The sequence below is a fragment of the Holdemanella sp. MSK.7.32 genome (assembly GCF_024460475.1).
Classification (GTDB): Bacteria; Bacillota_I; Bacilli_A; order Erysipelotrichales; family Erysipelotrichaceae; genus Holdemanella.
Genome location: NZ_JANFYN010000018.1, coordinates 13723 through 33105, shown reverse-complemented (window position 1 = coordinate 33105; position 19383 = coordinate 13723). Strand labels below are relative to the sequence as shown.

Here is a 19383-nt window from a genome sequence, read left to right as displayed (position 1 = left end):
TCTTGACTATGTGGTAAAATAGTTGGGTAGAGGTGAAAATTATGGATTTTAATACAGAAGTACTTAAATATAAAGACGATTTCTTAAAAGACTTAAACACACTTGTATCGTATGAAAGTGTTCGTGATGAATCAACGAAAGCTGAAAATGCTCCTTTTGGAAAAAACTGTCGTGACGTATTGGATGCCATGTTAGATATGGCTAAGCGCGATGGCTTTGAAGCCAAAGACATTGATGGATATGCAGGCGTTGTTGAATATGGTCAAGGAGAAGAAACATTTGGTGTTTTAGGACACTTGGACATTGTGCCACTAGGAGAGGGATGGACAAAAGATCCTTTAAAAGTAACATTAGAAAATGGCTACATCTTTGGACGTGGTGTTATGGATGATAAAGGTCCTGCATTAGCTGGATACTATGCATTAAAGATGATTCGTGACTTAAACATTCCTTTGAAAAAAAGAGTCATGTTGATTACGGGATGCGATGAAGAATCTGGTATGGAATGTATGAACTACTATGTGGATCATGCCGAAGTTCCACAAATGGGATTTGTACCCGATGCCAATTTCCCAGTTATTTATGGTGAAAAAGGTGGCTTACATGTTGGCTTAGTAAGTAGTGATGCAACTGTCATCAAAAAACTTCATGCGGGAAGCCGTCCAAATATTGTGATTGGTAAAGCTGATGTCACAGTGGATGTCATGAGTTATCAACAAGAAGATTTATTTAAATTCTATTGTGCTACGCAAGGCGTTAAGGGTTCCATCAAAAGAAGTGAAGATGGTGTAACTTTACATATTGATGGTGCATTTGCGCATGCAGCTATGCCATATAACGGTGTAAATGCCGCTGTCTTATTGTTGAACTTTATTGGTGAAGCCTATGATGATCAACTTTCAAAAGATTTATATTTCTTACTAAAAGACTGGATGGGTAAACCAGTAGGTATTGAAAAAGATGGCTTATATATGTCTTTCTTGACAATGAATACAGGTATTGTCAATATGGAAAACAATGAAACAGATATCTTAATTGATATTCGTTATCCAAATGATACAAATGCCGATGAAATCATGGCAAAATTTGATACAGCTTGTGCAAACTTGACTTCAAATATCAAAGCAGAAAATCGTGGAGATTCAAAACCATTATTCGTAGACCCAGATTCTCGTTTAGTGAAAGATTTAATGAGTGTCTACCAAAAATACACAGGTGATACTTTCTCTTGTCCAATCACAATTGGTGGTGGAACATATGCTCGTAAATTTGAAAATTTTGTATCTTATGGACCAGAACTTCCAAATGAAGTGATTGAAACCGATGCGTTTGTAGGAGGATGTCACCAACGTGATGAAGGTATTAAATTAGATAACTTGTTGCAGGCTATCTGTATTTATGCCGATGCGATCGTGACATTGTGCAGCTAATATGAGAATGCGTAAAGTAAAGTGGGCAACAGACTATTTGCCTACTGCGAGTTGTTTAGTAAAAGAACCATCCAAACAAGCAGGAAACTGGAAAAAGCTATTGGATACAGATACTTTACATATCGAAATTGGGTGTGGAAAAGGAAACTATTCTTTAGATATGGCTAAGATGTATCCAGACACTGGATTTATTGCGATTGAAAAGAATGAGAGTGCTGCAGGTATTGCCGCTAAAAAATACGACGAGGATGCAGAAAAGAAACGTTTAAAACTGATTCAAGATGATGCGAGTTCCATTGGAGAATGGTTTGGTCCGCGTGAAGTGGATGTGATTCACTTGAATTTCTCGGATCCATGGCCTAAAAAGCGCTATGCGAAAAGACGTTTATCTAGTGCTACGTTTTTAGATCAATACAAGCGTATTTTGTCTTTCAATGGTGAAATCCAAATGAAGACCGATAACAGTGCTTTATTTGAATATAGCTTGATTGAATTTCAAAATGCCGGTTTTAAGATGGTTGAAATCAGTGTAGATTATCGTCGTGAAAAACATGATGAAGATGCGATTACAGAATATGAACAAAAATTCATTTCTTTAGGTCAGCCAATCTATCGTTGTGTTTGGAGATATGCACATGACTGAACTTCGTAATAAAGACGAATTTTTAAACGCATTAACAAATTCAGGCATTCAAGTGATGATGTTTACGGCATTTTGGTGTCCAGACTGTATGTACATCAAACCTTTCTTGCCTGAAATTGAAGAACAATTTAGTGATTTAAAGTTCTATTCTTTGAATCGTGACCATTGTATGGATATTGCGATTGAATATGAAGTGATGGGGATTCCTAGCTTTATATGTTTCAAGGATGGAAAAGAAATATCAAGATTTGTTTCTACACTTCGCAAGACAAAAGAAGAAATAGAAGCATTTCTGAATCAGACAATAGAAAGTGAGAAGGAAATATGTTAAAGGATTTAATGCATGCGATCTTCAATGAAGATGTTGAAGAAGACGATGAAGAAGAAGTCGTAGAAGAACCTGCGAAACAAGAAGAAGTAACACCTGAACCTGTTGTTGCAGAACCACAAGTTCAAGAAGAAGAAGTTGTAAAGCCAGAACCAATTTTAAAGGAAGCAGCAAGCTCGATTGAAACGGATCCTGAAAACTTTATGAATTCTCCTATTTTTGAAAAGGCGATTATTCAACCTAAACCTAAGAAAACAACAATTTTCCAAGGTTTAGATGTCGATTCGATTGCACAAGAAGAGGCAAAACCGAAACAAAAAGTGTATAAATATGATCGTCATAAATCGGTAAAAGTACGTCGTGTTGCCGAAGATTTAGATTATCAGCCAGTCATTTCTCCAATCTTTGGAAATGTGGAAGATTCTGAAAAAGAATTTGATAAAGTGCACGATGCGATTACGTTAAACAAACCAGAAGACGAAGATTTCTCAAAGATCTTATCTCCAATGTATGGAACATACTTACCAAGTATGCAGCCAGCGGATTCTATTCCTGAATACAAGGTGGAAGAATCAAAGAAAAATATGAATCTTTCTGAAATGTTAGAGAAGCCAAAAAAGGAAACAAACAAACAAGAATCGTTATTTGACAAAGAAGGTGAATAAAATGGCTTATCATTTTATTGGTATTAAAGGAACAGGCATGGCTGCCTTGGCATGTATCTTACATGATGAACATAAAGAAGTCACAGGTAGTGATATCGATAAATATATCTTTACAGAAGATGGATTAAGAGCGCGTAATATCCCAATCTATTCGTTTAGTCCTGATAACATCAAGGACAATGACACAGTGATCATTGGTTTATCTTTTGATCAAACTCATCCGGAAGTGAAAGCAGCGATGGACAATCCAACTGTAAAAACATATTATTATAATGAATATTTAGGTATTTTATTAGACTCATACAGTTCTATCTGTGTTGCGGGAACGCATGGTAAGTCCACAACAACAGGTATTTTAGGCCAAGTTCTTTCTTTACAAGATGAATGTGCATACTTAATTGGAGATGGCCATGGCTATATGCCAGAACATGCCAACCATTTTGTGCTAGAATCTTGTGAATTTCAAAGACATTTCTTGGCATATCATCCAGATTATGCGATCATTACCAATATTGAATTGGATCACATTGACTACTATAAAGATCTGGATGATTATGTATCGGCGTTCCAAAGTTTTGCGAACCAAGTCAAAAAAGGCATTGTCATCTTTGGAGATGATGAACACCTTAAAAATCTACACTACAATGTGCCAGTAACTACATATGGTTTAAAGGATGGCAATGATTATCAAGCTATCCATATTGAACAAGGTCCATTTGGTATGCATTTTGATTGTAAGCATAATGGTGAAATTCTAGCTCACGTTGAATTAAATGAAGTGGGAGATGCCTTTATGCAGGATGCCTTAGGATGTTTTGCGCTAGCTCATATGTTAGGTATGCCAGCCGATATCATTGTACAAGGCTTACAAGACTATAAAGGAATTGCTCGTCGATTTGTGATTGATGAAGTCAAGGATAGTGTATTAGTCGATGACTATGCACACCATCCAACAGCAATTCGTCTAATGATTGATGCAGTTCGTAAAAAATATCCAGAAAAGAAAATCGTAGCGTTATATAAACCAGATCGTTATTCACGTCTACAATATTTCTTGGATGACTTTGCGAAGAGTTTAAATACGGCGGATCAAGTATGTTTACTGGATTTCCCTAAAAATGCCGTAAGAGAAGATGAAACAATCACAGTCACAATTCAAGATTTGATGGATCGTTGTCCAAACGCAATCTTATTAGATGTAGATGATGCTTCAGCTGAAAAGTTAAAAGAACTTGCTCCAGCAGCCTTCGTCTTTATGTCTAGTAAGGATATCTATTTATTAAGAGATAAATTAGAAAAAATCTTATAAGAGTATCTAAGGATAAAAGCCTATACCTTTTTATAAGGGAATAGGCTTTTTGTTCTGTTTAGACAGAAGAAGTGAAATCATATCCTATGGAAAAACATCGACCTAAGACGAAGCTAAAAACTAGGAAGGGTGGGTATGTATTTATGAAAAAACCAAAGGTGGCTTTTATCTGCGTACATAATTCGTGTCGTAGTCAAATTGCGGAAGCATTGTCAAAACACCTTTCTTCAAATGTATTTGAAAGCTATTCCGCTGGAACAGAAACAAAACCACAAATCAATCAAGATGCCGTACGTTTAATGAAAGACATGTATCAAATAGACATGGAAAAAACACAATATTCCAAACTGTTGTCAGAAATACCGCAAGTAGATATTGTGATCACAATGGGATGTAATGTAAATTGTCCTGCAATTCCATGCGAATATAGAGAAGATTGGGGATTGAGTGATCCTACCGGAAAAAATGATGTGGAGTTTTCAAAAGTCATTCACTCCATTCATACGAAAATACTTGAATTAACAGAGAAAATAAAAAAGGATGAGCTGATTTCAAAGAAAATATAAAAAAACAAAATGGTCATACATCGATTTAAGCAAATTCTGTTTTGAAGAGTATAGGGATATGTGGGTGTTAAATGAAAGCCTGCATTTATGGTGAATATGTTCATCATGTTCAAAAATTTGTGCCAAGAATGTATTTTATGGAAGTGTTCGAGTAATTCGACACTTCCTTTATTATTTGTAGCGTTTACACGCTTGTGAAAAAAGTTTCAAAATAAATAGATAAGTTAGAAAGTTCATGTTATAATCTTTCTGAGGTGGTATTGTGAGTTTAGATATCTTTATGAGTACATTAGCTCGTGCATTTTCATATGTGTTACCCATCGTTGGTGTCATCGCATTAATTTATTTAATTCTCTTTTTGAAGCAATTGATTGAAACTTTAAAACAAGTCTCAAAAACATTGGATACGGCCAATGATCAATTGAAAAAACTAGATGTGCCATTAAAAACGGCAGAAAATATTTCGAATACGGTGGATGAGGTAAATCAAACCGCAAAAGAAGCATTTATGAATGTGGTTGGTGCGTTAAGTGAAAATGTACAAAATGCCAAAGACTGGTTTCAAAGTAAAAAAACTGGAAAAGAAAGCATAGAAACAAAGGAGGATGAATGACATGGATGAAAAACAATTAATTGATGATTTAGAAAAAGAATCGATGCTAGAGCTTGAAGTAATGCATGAATCCGAAAATACAGATAATGAAAGAATTATTGAGGATGCCAAGAGCAAAATCGAAAAATTATTCGATGATGTGCGTGACTTATTAAAAGATGCTTCAGATCCTGAAAAGGTTAAGGAAGCATTATCACAGGCAAAAGAGGATGCGAAAGATATTCTTTCTTCGACAAAGGATAAAGTGGTTGAAGTAAGTGAAAGTGAACAATTTAAACAGACAATGTCAGCTGGAAAAGAATTCTTACAGGGTACAGCTGGATTGGTTGTTGATGGCTTTAAATTTGGAAAAGAAACATTAAGAAAAAATGATTCTTTGCGCAAGGTCATTGATAAGGCGGATGAAAAAGTCGATGAAATTCGTACGAATGATTCTGTTATTCGTGCCGTTGATAAAGCAGAAGAAGTAACGGGTAAAGCTACCGAAGCATTGTTTAGTGGATTAAAGAAGATTTTTAATAAGGGGGACGAATAGGAATGAAACGAATTACCATTTATGATGTTGCCAAAGAAGCCGATGTCTCATTGGCAACTGTATCACGAGTTATTAATGATAGTAATGTAGTGCGTGAAGATACACGTATGCGTGTTCAACAAGCGATTGAAAAATTGGGTTATAAACCAAATGCGATTGCGCAAGGTTTGGCATTGTCTAAAACTACGACAATTTCAATCGTAATGAGCGAGAAATTGTTTGCGTACAACGCAAAAATCTTGAATGGTTTGATGGATGTCGCAAAAATCTATAACTACAACATCATGTTCCATACAACAAGTAAGGGAATTTCAAAAATGCAGGATGTGATTGAATCTATTATTAAATCACGTGTTGATGGTGTCATCTTGTTTAATGACAACTTCTCAGAAGATGAAATGGAAGTTTTACATGAATACCAAATTCCAATGGTTGTAGTTGGAAGTAAATTAAAAGGCCAAAAGATTGGTAACGTTGGAAATGTATATATCAACTTCGAACGTATGGCTTATGAATTTGTGAATGAATGCTTCGAAAAGGGCATTGATGATATCTCTATGGTAGAAGATAAATTGAATCTTTCTATGATGGAACAATTAAAAGCGGGTGTAGATCGTGCTTATGCAGAAAAAGGATTGGTATTTGATAAGTATGTTACATACGATGATAGCTACAAATCAAGCTACACATTCTTATCCGACTACTACAAGAGCCACAAACCAAGTCGTATGGTCATCACATTCCGTGATTCTCAGGCCATCGCTTTAATGAACGCATGTAAAGAAAGCGGATATTCAATTCCAGATGATACAGAACTTGTATGTATCTTGAACTCAAAATATTTGACAATGATGCGTCCAACAATTTCAACATACAACATTCCTGAATATGATTTAGGAGCTGTTGCGATGCGTTTACTAACTAAGATGTTAGTGGAAGATGAGTCTGTTAAACAGAACAAAGATATTGAAATTTCATTCTCAAAATTATTTAGAGAAACTACAAAGTAAGAGTTCGTTTTGAACTCTCTTTTTGTTTAGTGTATAATCAAGGCATGGAAATAATTTTTACAAATAACGCAAAAGATAGAAGTGTCTATCGCTACAAAAAAGATTTTGAAAGGATATTAGAACGTGCCTGCAAGGTGTTAGACAGAAAGGGAGACTGGAGTTTATCGGTAATTTATGTAACACCTGAACAGATTCACGAAATTAATCGTGACTATCGTAATGTTGATCGTCCTACAGATGTCATTAGCTTTGCGATTCAAGATGATATGAGTGATATGTGGATTGAAGAAGATCAATATGAACTTGGTGATATTTTCATCAATGTACAAGCTATACGTGATCAGGCGAAAGCCTATGGTCATTCGATTCGTCGTGAAGCATGTTTCTTATTCTGCCATGGATTACTTCATTTAATGGGATATGATCACATGAAGAAAGAGGATGAAAAGGTGATGTTTGCCTTACAGGATGAGATCTTAGATGAATTGGTTCAAAGGTAGATTTAAATATGCCTTTCAAGGCCTATTTTACGCTTTCACTTGTGATCGCAGTATTCGTCTTCAAGGCATCTTTGGATTGATTGTGATATTGTGCGGCATTCTCTTCCATTGTTCACTAAATGAGTGGATGATGTTGATTTTCGCCATTGGCTTCGTATGGTTTAGTGAAATCATCAATTCGTGTATTGAAAGATGCGTGGATTATATTTCTCTTGAACATACCCAACAAGCCAAACATATTAAGGATATGGCCGCAGGAGCTGTCTTTATTATCAGTGTGCTTGCCGCATGTATTGGGCTTTATGTATTTTTGCCCAAACTATTTTAAAATGGAGGTAAAATGAGTAATTATAAATCAGGATTTATTGCGATCGTAGGAAGACCCAATGCAGGAAAATCAACATTGTTGAATGCATTGTTGAAAGAAAAAATCGCAATCATGTCGGACAAACCGAATACGACAAGAAACAATATTTCGGGTATTTTGACAAATGAAGATTGTCAATATGTGTTTGTAGATACACCAGGTATTCATAAGCCGCAACAACAACTTGGACGCGTCTTAAATAAGAATGCCTATTCGGCAATGGAAGATTGTGACGTGATCGGATGGATCGTAGATGGCTCTCAAGCTTTTGGAACAGGCGATTCATTTATTTTAAAACGTATTGAAACATTACATAAACCGGTTGTATTGATCATGAATAAGATTGATAAGCTTGGTAAGGAACAATTATTAAAGCGTTTGGTGTATTGGCAAAAACAATATGACTTTAATGATATTGTTCCAATCAGTGCTTTGGATAAAGACAATTTAGAAGAGCTATTGAAGGTGTTCAAAGGGTATTTGCCAGAAGGCGAGCCGATGTTTCCTGAAGAAATGAAGTCGGATCATGACATCAATTTTAGAATGTGTGAAATTGTTCGTGAAAAGATCTTATTTAAAACACATGAGGAAATCCCTCATAGTGTAGCGGTTATTTTAGAGCGTAAAGAAAAACGTGGTAATCGCATGTATCTTCAAATGATGGTGGTAGTCGATCGTGAATCACAGAAGGGAATCTTGATTGGTAAACAAGCGAGCATGATTCGTTCGATTCGTCTAGATGCACAAAAGGAATTAAAAGATATGCTCGGATGCAGTGTGGATTTGGAACTTTTTGTGCGTGTTGAAAAGAATTGGCGTAATCACGAAAACAAGATCAAAGAATTCGGTTTAGACGAATTAGAACAAATCGATGAAGACTAAGATTCAGGCACTTGTATTAAGTGTTGGTGAATACAAAGATAAGGATGGCCTAGTCAAAGTTTTGACTACAGATTCCATTTTAACTTTATACGCAAGAGGACTGTTCAAACCCAATTCTAAGAATTTGCGGCTTGTACAGCCCTTTTCTTATAATGAATTCATGATCGAAGATAAGACAAAAATGCCCTTATTACTACAAGGACAAACCATTCATTATTACTATCACATTCAAGAAGATCTGTTTAAATCGAGTTGTTGTTTCGTGTTGCACGACTTGATTTCTAAAACTAAAAAAGAAGAGAATTTATTCAACGTAGTATTGGATTGTTGGAACGCAGCCGACAAAGACTTAGATGATTTTTATTTCTGGGCCTGCATCATTCTAAAATATTGTATTGAACAAGAAGGAATCCAACCTTTTATCCAAGGGTGTGTACATTGTGAAAGCACAAGAGTAGAAACTCTTTCTGTAAAAGATGGTGGATTCTTATGTGAAAAGTGCAATCACAATCAATATCCCAAATGGAGTGTAGAACAATTAAAGAAATATCGCGCTTTATTTAGGTGCAAAGAAGAAAATTTAGAGTATGTTAAAGAACATTTCAATTTCAATCTTGATGACTTAATCTATCTAGCCAAATGGATGGAGTATCATACTCATAAGAATTATCCAAGCATTCGCTTTTTAGAAAGTATTCGAGGCTTAAAGTAATGTTTCATGAATTAGCGTTTCAAATCGCAAAAAAGGCACACTCTAAACAAGTGGATAAAGCAGGGAAAGATTATATCTTGCATCCGATGAAAGTGGCTTCTTATATGGATACGGATACAGAAAAGGCAGTTGCATATTTACATGATGTATTAGAAGATACAAATGTCACAGAAGATGAATTGAGAAATATGTTCCCAAATGAAATCGTAGATACGGTAATTATATTAACGCATAGAAAAGATGAATCTTATTTTGAATATATATCTAGAGTATCTACATCAAAGTTAGCTAAAAAGATAAAGGTTGCTGATCTTTTGCACAATCTAGATATCACAAGAATCAAAGAACCCACAAAACAAGATTATCAAAGGCTAGAGAAGTACAAGACAGCGATTCTATATCTTGCGACGCACTAGTTTTGTGGTACAAAACATATAAAAATAAGAGAACCTATTTTTAAGTGGGTGATTAAAAACAGGCCATGAGAAATCATGGCTTTTTCTTTGCGTGTGTCTTTGGATTTAGTCTAGAAATTTGTTGATAAATGAGATATAATATGAAAGTGTATCCTTTTGTCTGTATACATGAAAGAAATGAGGTAAATAACATGAACGAAAAGACATTCAATGATGTAGTAAATCACATGAAAACCTCTGGATTTGTTTACCAAGGTTCAGAAATTTATGGTGGTTTGGCAAATACTTGGGATTTTGGTCCTTTAGGCATTGAATTAAAGAACAATATTAAAAATGCTTGGTGGAAACGTTTCATCCAGGAAAGTGAACACAATGTAGGATTGCAGAGTGCAATCTTAATGAACCCTAATGTTTGGGTTGCCAGTGGTCACGTTGGCGGATTTAGTGATCCATTAATGGATTGTAAAGAATGTAAGAGCCGTTTTAGAGCGGATCAATTGATTGAAGAAGCCAGCAATCACACAGTAAACTGTGGTGGTATGTCAAATGAAGATATGGAAAACTATATCGCTGAACATGAAATCACATGTCCAAAATGTGGAGCTAAAAACTTCACAAACATTCGTCAATTTAACTTGATGTTCAAAACATTCCAAGGTGTATTAGAAGATGCGAAGAGTACAATCTATTTGCGTCCAGAAACTGCACAGGGAATCTTTGTCAACTTCAAAAACGTACAAAGAACGATGCGTAAAAAATTACCATTCGGTATTGGACAGATTGGTAAGAGTTTCCGTAACGAAATTACACCAGGAAACTTCATTTTCCGTACACGTGAATTCGAACAGATGGAACTTGAATTCTTCTGTAAACCAGGAACGGATTTAGATTGGTTTGAATACTATTGTAAAAACTGTGTTCAATTCTTAAAAGATTTGGGCATCAACGAAGAAAATATTCGTTTACGTGCACATGATCCTGAAGAATTAGCACACTATTCAAATGGTACAAGTGATATCGAATACCACTTCTCTGAACCTATCGGATGGGGTGAATTATGGGGTATCGCAGACCGTACGGACTTTGACTTAAAAGCACACCAGACAACTTCTAAACAAAACTTAGAATACTTTGATCAAGAAGCAAACGAAAAATACATTCCATACGTTATTGAACCAAGTGTAGGTGTTGAACGTTTGATGTTGGCCGTAATGTGTGAAGCTTACCAAGAAGAACAATTAGAAAATGATTCTCGTGTTGTCTTAAAATTACACCCAGCATTAGCTCCATATAAAGTAGCTGTACTTCCACTTTCTAAAAAATTATCCGATCAAGGGGATGAAGTATTCGCTAAATTAGCTAAACACTTTAGTGTAACGTATGATGATGCACAAAGCATTGGTAAACGTTACCGTCGTCAAGATGCGATTGGTACACCATTCTGTGTTACGGTAGATTTCGAAACCGCAAACGATGGATGTGTTACGGTTCGTGATCGTGATACTATGCAACAAGAACGTATCGCTTTAGATGACCTTGTTTCATATATTGAAAAAAGAATTGAATTTTAATGAGCTGGATATCAGAAGATGATATAAAGGCCATTCGTCAGCAGGCCGATATTGTTGATGTGATGTCCCGTTATATCACATTAGAAAAAAAAGGCAAAGACTATAAAGCCATTTGTCCATTTCATGATGATCACGATCCTAGTTTATCAATTTCAACGGATAAACAAATATTCAAATGTTTTGTATGCGGTACCGGAGGAAATGTCTTCACATTTGTACAAAAGATTGAAAACGTTTCCTTTCTAGAAGCCGTTTGTAAGGTAGCGGAACTGATCCATTATCCTTTACACATGGATACAAGTCAGTTTCAACCTAAGGTTGATCAAAATCAGCCTTTATATGACTGCGTTCAATCGTACATTCGCTTTTTAACATATGAGTTGCAGAGTGAGAATGGCGAAAGCGTGAAAAGGTATTTAAGTCAAAGAAAAATAAATGAAGATATTATAAAAAGATTTGAGATTGGGTATGCACCTGAATCGAGTCGTAGTGTGAAGTATCTCAAGGCAAAAGGTTTTAACGAACAAATACTCACAGATACAGGTTTAATTCGTACTCACGATCTAGATACCTATGCCGTATTCGACAATCGATTGATGATTCCCATTCATGATGAAAATGGAAATCCTGTTGGATTTACGGCCAGACGTTTAAATGAAGATAAGGATGTAGCCAAATATATCAACACTTCTGAAACAAAGATCTATCATAAGGGCCATTTGATTTTTAATTATCATAGAGCCAAAGAATTTGCGAAAAAGAACAAGCGATGCATATTAGTTGAAGGAGCTATGGATGTCATTGCCTTTGAAAAGGCAGATATTCATGAAAGTATTGCTTGTTTAGGAACAGCTTGTACAAAAGAACAAATAACGCTATTAAAACGCTTAAACGTCCCTTTGGTTGTTTGTTACGATGGGGATAAAGCTGGTAAAGCAGCTACCTATAAGTTTGGAAAATTAGCCGTTGATTACGGACTGAATTTTTCCATAGTAAAAAATACAACCGGTAAAGATCCAGATGAAATCTTTAATGAACTAGGAAAAGATGAACTCTATTTATCTGTTCATAAAACTGTATCATTTGTAGAATTCTTATTTGATTATTTACCGAACCAATATGATTTAGACAATTACGAGGATAAGAAAAAATTCACATCGGAAATGCAGTCTTTCATTGAAAGGACATGTACCGATTTTGAAAAGGCCGATTATTATTCTCGTATCCGAGATTTGACAGGATTTGATTTATCACATCAGTCCGCAAATATTCCGGCACCCAAAAAAGAATCCAGAAATAATGCGGCTGTGGTTCGAAATATAGAGCCATTAAAAAATGGAAGAACACTTGCCGAACACGGTGTTTTATGGATGATTCTAAACAGTAAACTTGCGGCCGATCAATTCAAAGATCAGATTGGTTTTTTCCAAGATCCAGTCTGTGAAGAATTGTCATTATATTGTTACGACATGTATCGAAATATGGACCATATCGATTTTGATGTACTGATGAGCTACATTGAAAAAGAAGACGTCCGTAATTTGTTGGTAAGCTTGATGGAAAATCCGTTTCATGTTGATGGATATAATGAAGACTTCTTTAACGATAGTTTAATGAAGATCAAAGAATGTACTTTACAAGCCCAAATTGACAATCTCAATGATCAGATCAAGAATGTGCAAGATCCGATGTTAAAGATTTCCTTGGCTAGTAAAAAACAGGAATTAATTATTCAAAGAAATGAAATCTTACATCGAAAGGAAGGATGAAAGTATGGCAAATGAAAAATTAAAGTTTACAAGCTTAGAAGAGGCAAAAGAATTCTTGCTGAAGAGTAAAGAAGAAAATGCCGATGTTTCCCAAAAACAATTCTTAGATGCGGTAAGTGCTTTAAATTTAGATGATGATACAATGGACGATCTATATAACTGGATCGACGAAAACTTAATCGAATTTATCGATGGGGAAGAATTAGATGATGATGAAGTCTTAGACGATGATCTAAGCGACGAAGATTTGGACGAAGAAGATTCGATTGCGGAAGAAATTTCGCAATTGGAAAAGACATTCGCTAATGCATCTCATGCCAAGATCAATGACCCCGTTAAGATGTATCTAAAAGAAATTGGTCAAATTCCATTGTTGGATCCAAAAGAAGAGCCCATCATTGCTCGTCAGATCCAAGAAGGGGAAGAAGCCAAAGAAGCGATGAAAAACCCTGATTTAAGTAATGAAGAGAAAAAGAAACTCGCAAAAGTCATTGCGGATGGTGAACAAGCCAAACAAACGTTGATTTCTTCAAACCTTCGTTTGGTTGTATCTATCGCCAAAAAATATGTAGGACGTGGCATGTTGTTCTTGGATTTGATTCAAGAAGGAAACTGTGGTCTAATCAAAGCTGTTGAAAAATTTGACTACACAAAAGGATTCAAATTCTCAACATATGCGACATGGTGGATTCGTCAATCTATTACACGTGCAATCGCAGACCAGGCACGTACAATTCGTATTCCCGTACACATGGTCGAAACGATCAATAAACTAACACGTATTCAACGTCAATTGGTGCAAGATTTAGGTCGTGATCCATTACCAGAAGAAATTGCTGAAAAGATGGAAAATATTTCAGCGGAAAAGGTTCGTGAAATCCAAAAGATTGCCCTAGATCCAGTCAGTCTAGAAACACCAATCGGTGAAGAAGACGACTCTCACTTAGGTGACTTCATTGAAGATAAAGATACATTATCTCCAGATGATTACACAAACAACCAATTATTAAAAGACGAAATCAATGCCGTTCTACAAGGTCTTACAGAACGTGAAGAAAAAGTATTGCGTTTGCGTTTTGGCTTGTTGGATGGAAGAACTCGTACACTTGAAGAAGTTGGTAAAGAATTTAATGTAACACGTGAACGTATTCGTCAGATTGAAGCCAAGGCATTACGTAAATTGAAAAATCCAAATCGCTGCAAGCGTTTAAGAGATTTCGTAAAATAATGATACCTTGTTCGAATCGAATTCAAGAAATATTAGAATGGGTGAATGGAGAGTGCATTGCGGACATTGGCTGTGATCATGCCTACGTTGTCTGCAACGCCATTCTGAATCATCAATCTAAAAAAGGCTATGCCTGTGATGTGGCACAAGGCCCATTAGATAATGCCAAGAAAACGATTGAAGAGAATCACTTATCCGATTTGGTATCTTGTCGATTATTAGATGGCATTCAAGGCTTAGAAAGCGATGTAGACCAAATCATTATTTGTGGCATGGGAGGAAAACTCATTATCGATATCCTATCAAAGGGAAATTTGTATCGTGGTTTACGCCTTCTATTATCTTGCCATAAAGATGATTTTGCCTTAAGAGAATATTTACACGATCATCATATTCATATTGTAAGAGAAAAAATGATTTATGATCATGGACACTACTATCCGATTCTTGATTGTGTTTGCGAAGATACGAAACAAGAGGTTTCTACATCCCAACTTTACTTTGGTGTAAACATGCTTATTGATGAAACCTATGCAGCGTATTTAGATTTTGAAGAGAATAAATATAAAAATATTCTTTCCAAAGTCAACAAACCTGAATTTCTTGAAAAAATTGAATATATAAAAGAAATCCGTACTCAGAGAATTTCCTGAATACGGATTTTTGGTTTTTCGATGTCTTGAGATAAATAATCTTTGACTTGATTCGTTAAATACGTAGGCGTACTTGCACCACTCGTAATCGCAATCGTAGTATATTTTTCAAAATCTTTCTTATCAATATCTTCGACCGTTTGAATCGAGAAGACATGCTCAATGCCAGCCTGTTTTCCAATATCAACAAGTTTTTGCGAGTTGTTACTTGTTGGATCTCCCACGACAATCAAACAATCTACGTTTTTTAAATCTAAAATAGCTTGTTGCCGAACACGCGTAGCGTTACAAATCTCATCGTGGAAGATGGCATTCGGGTATAAGCGTCTAATCTTTTCAAACGTATCCTTCAATTCATAGATCGACATCGTAGTCTGGTTTGTCACAAAGATCTTTGAAGTACTCACTTTAGGAATCTCTTTATGTGGCTCAATCAAATGCACATGCTCACTCATTGTATAAATCGATTCGGCTTCGGGATGTTTATTTTTACCAATATAGAAAATGGTATACTCTTCATCTAAATATTGCTTCACAATCTTTTGTGTTTGAAGTACAAATGGACAACTCGCATCCACCAAAATCAATCCTTTTTCTTTGGCCTTTTCATAGACTTTCGGACTGACGCCATGCGCTGTAAAGATCACAATGCCTTCATGGATTTCATCCAATAATTCCACGCGTGTCTTTGTCTTATCTTCAATGGTATCAATGGAATAATATTGAAGCGCTTTTTTGACATATTGATTATGCACTAGATTACCCAATATGGTAATCTTTTGATCTGGATATTGAATTCTTGTTTTTTTGGCGGTTTCAATGGCTTTTAAAACCCCACCGCAATAGCCCTGAGGCTTGACTATAATAATATTTTGTGTTTTCATATATTCATTATGCCCTAATTTTTTGTATTTGTAAAATGGGAAGAATTTTGGGATAATACTAAAGTAAAGGATGTGAAAATTATGAATAATCGTATTCAAGAAATAATGGATTTAGAACATTTTAAAACTTTAACACCCATTCAAGAACAGGTGTTAAATCGTAAAAATAAAAATAGAGATATCATTGGTGTATCCAGTACAGGATCTGGAAAGTCACACGCTTTCTTTATGCCGATCTTTGAGATGCTAGACTTTGATCAAGACTGCGTACAAGCTGTTATTTCAGCTCCAACCAGAGAACTTGCATACCAATTGTATGATCGTTGTCGCAAGATTGCCAAACACTTTAATGTACGCGTGAAATTAGTCACAGGTGGTATGGAAAAAGTGACACAAATGGAAAAGCAGCCACAAATCGTCATTGGTACGCCTGGAAGAATGAAAGACATGTTTATTAAAGATAATGTCTTGCGTTTGGATACGGCTAAAATTGTCGTAATTGATGAAGCGGATATGACATTAGAATTTGGTTTCTTAGAAGATATTGATGAAATTCTATCGAAGATGGATAAGAAGGTTCAAATGATGGTTTTCTCGGCAACCATTCCAGAATCTTTACAACCATTCTTAAAGAAATATTTATATGATCCAGAATTTATTGAAATCAAAAAGGAAGAAGCTTTCCAAAGCGATGTAAAACACATTTTAGTTCCTTGTAAGCATAAGAGCTACGAACAAAAGATCTTAGACGTACTTCCATGTATTCAACCTTATGTATGTTTGATTTTTGCGAATACAACGCTAGAAGCTCAAAGTATTGCGAATACCATGCGTGAAAATGGCTATGATCTAGTCGAACTTCACTCAGGTCTTGAATCACGTGCGCGTATGCAGGCCATTAAAATGATTCAAAGCCAGAAGAAAAGCTACATTGTCGCCAGCGATATTGCCAGTCGTGGAATTGACTTAGAAGGAATTACGCACGTTATTAGTTGTGGATTCCCAAAAGATTTAAAATTTTACATCCACCGTGCAGGTCGTACCGGAAGAGCGAGTCGTGATGGACAATGTATCGCTTTATATAAAGAAAGTGATGCGAAATCAATTCAGTCTTTAATCAAACAAGGCATTGAATTTGAACATCAGGATGTAAAGAATAAACAATTTGTAGATTTGAAACCATATGTGAACAAGCGTCCTATGAAAAAGGATGAATTTCATGAAGAAGTGGAAAAAATCGTTCACAAGAAAAAGAAAGTAAAACCAAATTATAAGAAAAGACAACGCCAGGAAATTGATCGTATGAAACGTAGAAAGCGTCGTGAAATGATTAAGTCGGATATTAAGCGCCAACAAAAAGAACGTGCGAAAGAAAGACAACGCCAAAAAGGAATGGACGTATGATCTATTTAGGTAGTCACGTATCTTTTAAAGCTCCAAATTACTTTAAAGGTGCTATTGAAGAAGCACTATCCTATGGAGCGAATGCCTGTATGATTTATACGGGTCCTCCAAGTAATACGCGTCGTGTGGACGTATCTAAATTAAAGATAGAAGAAGCCAAAGACTATATGGCTGAACACAATTTTTCTATCGATCGCGTGATTGTACATGCACCGTATATCATTAACTTGGCTAATGCTCTAAAACCAGAAACAGCCCAGTTTGGTCAAGACTTTTTAAAGACGGAGTTAGAGCGTGTTTCTCAAATTGGTGCAAAAACACTTGTACTGCATCCAGGAAGTCATGTAGGAGCGGGTATGGATGTAGGTATTGAATGGATTATCCATGGTTTAAATGAAGTGTTAGATCATGATGATACAGAAGTTAAAATTGCCCTTGAAACGATGGCTGGAAAAGGGAATGAGTGTGGCTTTACCTTTGAACAATTAGCCAAGATCTATGCAGGAATCCATAAAAAATCGCGTATTGGCTATTGTATGGATACATGCCATATTTGGGATGCCGGGTATGATATTACGCATTTTGATGAGGTTTTAGATCAATTTGATTCTATTGTAGGTTTAGAGAATCTTTTATGTATGCATATCAATGATTCTAAAAATCCACTTGGTGCACATAAGGATCGGCATGAAAATTTAGGAAAAGGCTATATAGGCTTTGATGTATTGTATTCCATTGTGCATCATCCTAAATTAGAACATGTCACAAAAATATTAGAGACACCTTTTATTGATGGAAAGGCGCCTTATAAAGAAGAAATCTCAGCTTTGCGCTGAGATTTTTTAAAATTTATCAATTTCTTCTTTTAAACGAGCCACAATCTTGTCTTGAGGAATCTTTTCAATGATTTTACCCTTCTTGATCAATAACCCTTCTTTTTTGCCGCCCGCAATGGCGATGTCGGCATGTTTTGCTTCTCCTGGACCATTGACAGCACATCCCATGATGGCGACTGTGACATCTTTATTGACGGTTTGAAGATAGCTTTCAATTTCATTTACGGCTGGCTCCATATCCCATTGTGTACGTCCACAAGTTGGACATGCGATTAGATTCGGTACGTTTTGAATCAATTTACAATCTTTTAATAATTCTTTGACAATGGGAATTTCTTTTTCAGGAGACCCATTCACACTAATACGAATCGTATTTCCAATACCTTCATTTAATAATGTACCTAAAGCTAAGCTAGACTTAATGGCACTTGTCATTGTAGTACCTGCTTCGGTTACACCTAAGTGTAGTGGGTAATCAAAGGTTTGGGCAGCCAAGCGATAAGCTTCAATACAAAGTAATGGATCACTGGATTTAAAAGATAATACAGTATCATAGAAATCTAGATCTTCTAGAATTTGTACATGTCTTTTAGCACTTTCAATCATACCTTGGGCTGTTGGCTTGCCATATTTTTCGTGAATATCCTTTTCTAAAGAACCACCATTGATTCCAATACGAATCGGAATGTGTTTTTCTTTACACGCCTTCACAACCTTTTCTACATTTTCTCTAGCCCCAATATTACCTGGATTTAAACGAATCTTATCCACACCGGCCTCAATACATGCCAAGGCTAAACGATAATCAAAATGAATATCGGCTACTAATGGAATATGAATTTGTTTCTTAATGTCTTTAATGGCTTTGGCATCCTCCATATCCATACAGCTGACACGAATCAATTCGCATCCCATTTTTTCTAGGTTTAAAATTTGTTTGGCAACTTCATCGGCCTTTTTAGTCTCTATGTTACACATAGATTGAATAATGACGTGATTATTATGTCCAATTTCAAGATTTCCTACTTTTACTTGACGAGTTTCTGTTCTTTTCATAGACAA

General features: G+C 35.7%; 22 protein-coding genes. 20 read left to right on the top strand and 2 right to left on the bottom strand.

Annotated features, from left to right (window positions below; translation table 11 throughout):
• The first annotated feature begins 41 nt into the window (after positions 1 to 41).
• From pepV to NE544_RS05815, 18 genes are all read left to right on the top strand, one after another.
• Positions 42 to 1430, top strand: a complete 1389-nt coding sequence (pepV, locus tag NE544_RS05900; protein ID WP_256268683.1) for a dipeptidase PepV — start codon at positions 42 to 44, stop codon at positions 1428 to 1430.
• A gap of 1 nt (position 1431) precedes the next feature.
• Positions 1432 to 2073, top strand: coding sequence for a tRNA (guanosine(46)-N7)-methyltransferase TrmB (trmB, locus tag NE544_RS05895; RefSeq protein WP_118115574.1), 642 nt, complete (start codon positions 1432 to 1434; stop codon positions 2071 to 2073).
• Positions 2066 to 2404: a thioredoxin family protein gene (locus NE544_RS05890; protein WP_118115572.1), complete on the top strand. Its 339-nt coding sequence runs from the start codon at positions 2066 to 2068 to the stop codon at positions 2402 to 2404. The genes trmB and NE544_RS05890 overlap by 8 nt, the downstream gene beginning before the upstream one ends.
• Positions 2398 to 3066, top strand: a complete 669-nt coding sequence (locus NE544_RS05885; protein ID WP_256268682.1) for a hypothetical protein — start codon at positions 2398 to 2400, stop codon at positions 3064 to 3066. Before NE544_RS05890 ends, NE544_RS05885 begins: the two co-directional genes overlap by 7 nt.
• A 1-nt stretch (position 3067) precedes the next feature.
• A complete protein-coding gene (gene murC / locus NE544_RS05880; RefSeq protein ID WP_256268681.1) occupies positions 3068 to 4375 on the top strand; it encodes a UDP-N-acetylmuramate--L-alanine ligase in 1308 nt (435 codons plus the stop codon).
• A 143-nt stretch (positions 4376 to 4518) separates the two neighbouring features.
• Positions 4519 to 4941 carry an arsenate reductase ArsC gene (locus tag NE544_RS05875; protein WP_227991801.1) on the top strand — a complete coding sequence of 141 codons (423 nt, stop codon included), beginning with the start codon at positions 4519 to 4521 and terminating at the stop codon, positions 4939 to 4941.
• 262 nt (positions 4942 to 5203) lie between these two features.
• A complete protein-coding gene (locus tag NE544_RS05870; RefSeq protein ID WP_256268680.1) occupies positions 5204 to 5554 on the top strand; it encodes a hypothetical protein in 351 nt (116 codons plus the stop codon).
• Between the two features lies 1 nt (position 5555).
• On the top strand, positions 5556 to 6089 hold the full coding sequence (locus tag NE544_RS05865; protein WP_118115562.1) for a hypothetical protein: 534 nt from the start codon (positions 5556 to 5558) through the stop codon (positions 6087 to 6089).
• Between the two features lie 2 nt (positions 6090 to 6091).
• A complete protein-coding gene (locus tag NE544_RS05860) occupies positions 6092 to 7099 on the top strand; it encodes a LacI family DNA-binding transcriptional regulator (protein ID WP_118115560.1) in 1008 nt (335 codons plus the stop codon).
• A 44-nt stretch (positions 7100 to 7143) separates the two neighbouring features.
• Positions 7144 to 7599: an rRNA maturation RNase YbeY gene (gene ybeY, locus NE544_RS05855; RefSeq protein ID WP_256268679.1), complete on the top strand. Its 456-nt coding sequence runs from the start codon at positions 7144 to 7146 to the stop codon at positions 7597 to 7599.
• Complete coding sequence (locus NE544_RS05850) at positions 7580 to 7927, top strand: diacylglycerol kinase family protein (protein ID WP_256268678.1); 348 nt, start codon at positions 7580 to 7582, stop codon at positions 7925 to 7927. The genes ybeY and NE544_RS05850 overlap by 20 nt, the downstream gene beginning before the upstream one ends.
• A 12-nt stretch (positions 7928 to 7939) precedes the next feature.
• Positions 7940 to 8848, top strand: coding sequence for a GTPase Era (era, locus tag NE544_RS05845; protein ID WP_118115556.1), 909 nt, complete (start codon positions 7940 to 7942; stop codon positions 8846 to 8848).
• Complete coding sequence (gene recO / locus NE544_RS05840; protein WP_118115554.1) at positions 8838 to 9560, top strand: DNA repair protein RecO; 723 nt, start codon at positions 8838 to 8840, stop codon at positions 9558 to 9560. Before era ends, recO begins: the two co-directional genes overlap by 11 nt.
• Positions 9560 to 9976, top strand: coding sequence for an HD domain-containing protein (locus tag NE544_RS05835; protein ID WP_256268677.1), 417 nt, complete (start codon positions 9560 to 9562; stop codon positions 9974 to 9976). The genes recO and NE544_RS05835 overlap by 1 nt, the downstream gene beginning before the upstream one ends.
• Before the next feature lie 191 nt (positions 9977 to 10167).
• Positions 10168 to 11547, top strand: coding sequence for a glycine--tRNA ligase (locus NE544_RS05830; protein ID WP_118114510.1), 1380 nt, complete (start codon positions 10168 to 10170; stop codon positions 11545 to 11547).
• Complete coding sequence (dnaG, locus tag NE544_RS05825; RefSeq protein WP_256268676.1) at positions 11547 to 13316, top strand: DNA primase; 1770 nt, start codon at positions 11547 to 11549, stop codon at positions 13314 to 13316. Before NE544_RS05830 ends, dnaG begins: the two co-directional genes overlap by 1 nt.
• A 4-nt stretch (positions 13317 to 13320) precedes the next feature.
• A complete protein-coding gene (gene rpoD, locus NE544_RS05820; protein ID WP_118114461.1) occupies positions 13321 to 14544 on the top strand; it encodes an RNA polymerase sigma factor RpoD in 1224 nt (407 codons plus the stop codon).
• Positions 14544 to 15197 carry a class I SAM-dependent methyltransferase gene (locus NE544_RS05815; RefSeq protein WP_256268675.1) on the top strand — a complete coding sequence of 218 codons (654 nt, stop codon included), beginning with the start codon at positions 14544 to 14546 and terminating at the stop codon, positions 15195 to 15197. The genes rpoD and NE544_RS05815 overlap by 1 nt, the downstream gene beginning before the upstream one ends.
• On the opposite strand, the gene ispH is transcribed toward NE544_RS05815, so the two are convergent.
• Entirely contained in the window at positions 15182 to 16081 is a 900-nt protein-coding gene (gene ispH, locus NE544_RS05810) for a 4-hydroxy-3-methylbut-2-enyl diphosphate reductase (RefSeq protein WP_256268674.1), read from the bottom strand. The two genes, NE544_RS05815 and ispH, sit on opposite strands and share 16 nt — an antisense overlap.
• 81 nt (positions 16082 to 16162) lie before the next feature.
• On the opposite strand from ispH, the gene NE544_RS05805 reads away from it, so the two are divergent.
• Both NE544_RS05805 and NE544_RS05800 read left to right on the top strand, forming a co-directional pair.
• Entirely contained in the window at positions 16163 to 17485 is a 1323-nt protein-coding gene (locus NE544_RS05805) for a DEAD/DEAH box helicase (RefSeq protein WP_118114464.1), read from the top strand.
• Positions 17482 to 18321: a deoxyribonuclease IV gene (locus NE544_RS05800; RefSeq protein WP_256268673.1), complete on the top strand. Its 840-nt coding sequence runs from the start codon at positions 17482 to 17484 to the stop codon at positions 18319 to 18321. The genes NE544_RS05805 and NE544_RS05800 overlap by 4 nt, the downstream gene beginning before the upstream one ends.
• A 6-nt stretch (positions 18322 to 18327) precedes the next feature.
• Here the strand turns inward: NE544_RS05800 and ispG are convergent, their stop codons facing one another.
• Entirely contained in the window at positions 18328 to 19377 is a 1050-nt protein-coding gene (gene ispG, locus NE544_RS05795; protein ID WP_256268672.1) for a flavodoxin-dependent (E)-4-hydroxy-3-methylbut-2-enyl-diphosphate synthase, read from the bottom strand.
• Positions 19378 to 19383 lie beyond the last annotated feature (6 nt).

Excerpts from the sequence above, each read along its gene's own strand:
- pepV (WP_256268683.1), top strand. The coding sequence starts at position 42 with ATGGATTTTAATACAGAAGTACTTAAATATAAAGACGATTTCTTAAAA.
- trmB (WP_118115574.1), top strand. The coding sequence starts at position 1,432 with ATGAGAATGCGTAAAGTAAAGTGGGCAACAGACTATTTGCCTACTGCG.
- NE544_RS05890 (WP_118115572.1), top strand. The coding sequence starts at position 2,066 with ATGACTGAACTTCGTAATAAAGACGAATTTTTAAACGCATTAACAAAT.
- NE544_RS05885 (WP_256268682.1), top strand. The coding sequence starts at position 2,398 with ATGTTAAAGGATTTAATGCATGCGATCTTCAATGAAGATGTTGAAGAA.
- murC (WP_256268681.1), top strand. The coding sequence starts at position 3,068 with ATGGCTTATCATTTTATTGGTATTAAAGGAACAGGCATGGCTGCCTTG.
- NE544_RS05875 (WP_227991801.1), top strand. The coding sequence starts at position 4,519 with ATGAAAAAACCAAAGGTGGCTTTTATCTGCGTACATAATTCGTGTCGT.
- NE544_RS05865 (WP_118115562.1), top strand. The coding sequence starts at position 5,556 with ATGGATGAAAAACAATTAATTGATGATTTAGAAAAAGAATCGATGCTA.
- NE544_RS05860 (WP_118115560.1), top strand. The coding sequence starts at position 6,092 with ATGAAACGAATTACCATTTATGATGTTGCCAAAGAAGCCGATGTCTCA.
- ybeY (WP_256268679.1), top strand. The coding sequence starts at position 7,144 with ATGGAAATAATTTTTACAAATAACGCAAAAGATAGAAGTGTCTATCGC.
- NE544_RS05850 (WP_256268678.1), top strand. The coding sequence starts at position 7,580 with ATGAATTGGTTCAAAGGTAGATTTAAATATGCCTTTCAAGGCCTATTT.
- era (WP_118115556.1), top strand. The coding sequence starts at position 7,940 with ATGAGTAATTATAAATCAGGATTTATTGCGATCGTAGGAAGACCCAAT.
- recO (WP_118115554.1), top strand. The coding sequence starts at position 8,838 with ATGAAGACTAAGATTCAGGCACTTGTATTAAGTGTTGGTGAATACAAA.
- NE544_RS05835 (WP_256268677.1), top strand. The coding sequence starts at position 9,560 with ATGTTTCATGAATTAGCGTTTCAAATCGCAAAAAAGGCACACTCTAAA.
- NE544_RS05830 (WP_118114510.1), top strand. The coding sequence starts at position 10,168 with ATGAACGAAAAGACATTCAATGATGTAGTAAATCACATGAAAACCTCT.
- dnaG (WP_256268676.1), top strand. The coding sequence starts at position 11,547 with ATGAGCTGGATATCAGAAGATGATATAAAGGCCATTCGTCAGCAGGCC.
- rpoD (WP_118114461.1), top strand. The coding sequence starts at position 13,321 with ATGGCAAATGAAAAATTAAAGTTTACAAGCTTAGAAGAGGCAAAAGAA.
- NE544_RS05815 (WP_256268675.1), top strand. The coding sequence starts at position 14,544 with ATGATACCTTGTTCGAATCGAATTCAAGAAATATTAGAATGGGTGAAT.
- ispH (WP_256268674.1), bottom strand. The coding sequence starts at position 16,081 with ATGAAAACACAAAATATTATTATAGTCAAGCCTCAGGGCTATTGCGGT.
- NE544_RS05805 (WP_118114464.1), top strand. The coding sequence starts at position 16,163 with ATGAATAATCGTATTCAAGAAATAATGGATTTAGAACATTTTAAAACT.
- NE544_RS05800 (WP_256268673.1), top strand. The coding sequence starts at position 17,482 with ATGATCTATTTAGGTAGTCACGTATCTTTTAAAGCTCCAAATTACTTT.
- ispG (WP_256268672.1), bottom strand. The coding sequence starts at position 19,377 with ATGAAAAGAACAGAAACTCGTCAAGTAAAAGTAGGAAATCTTGAAATT.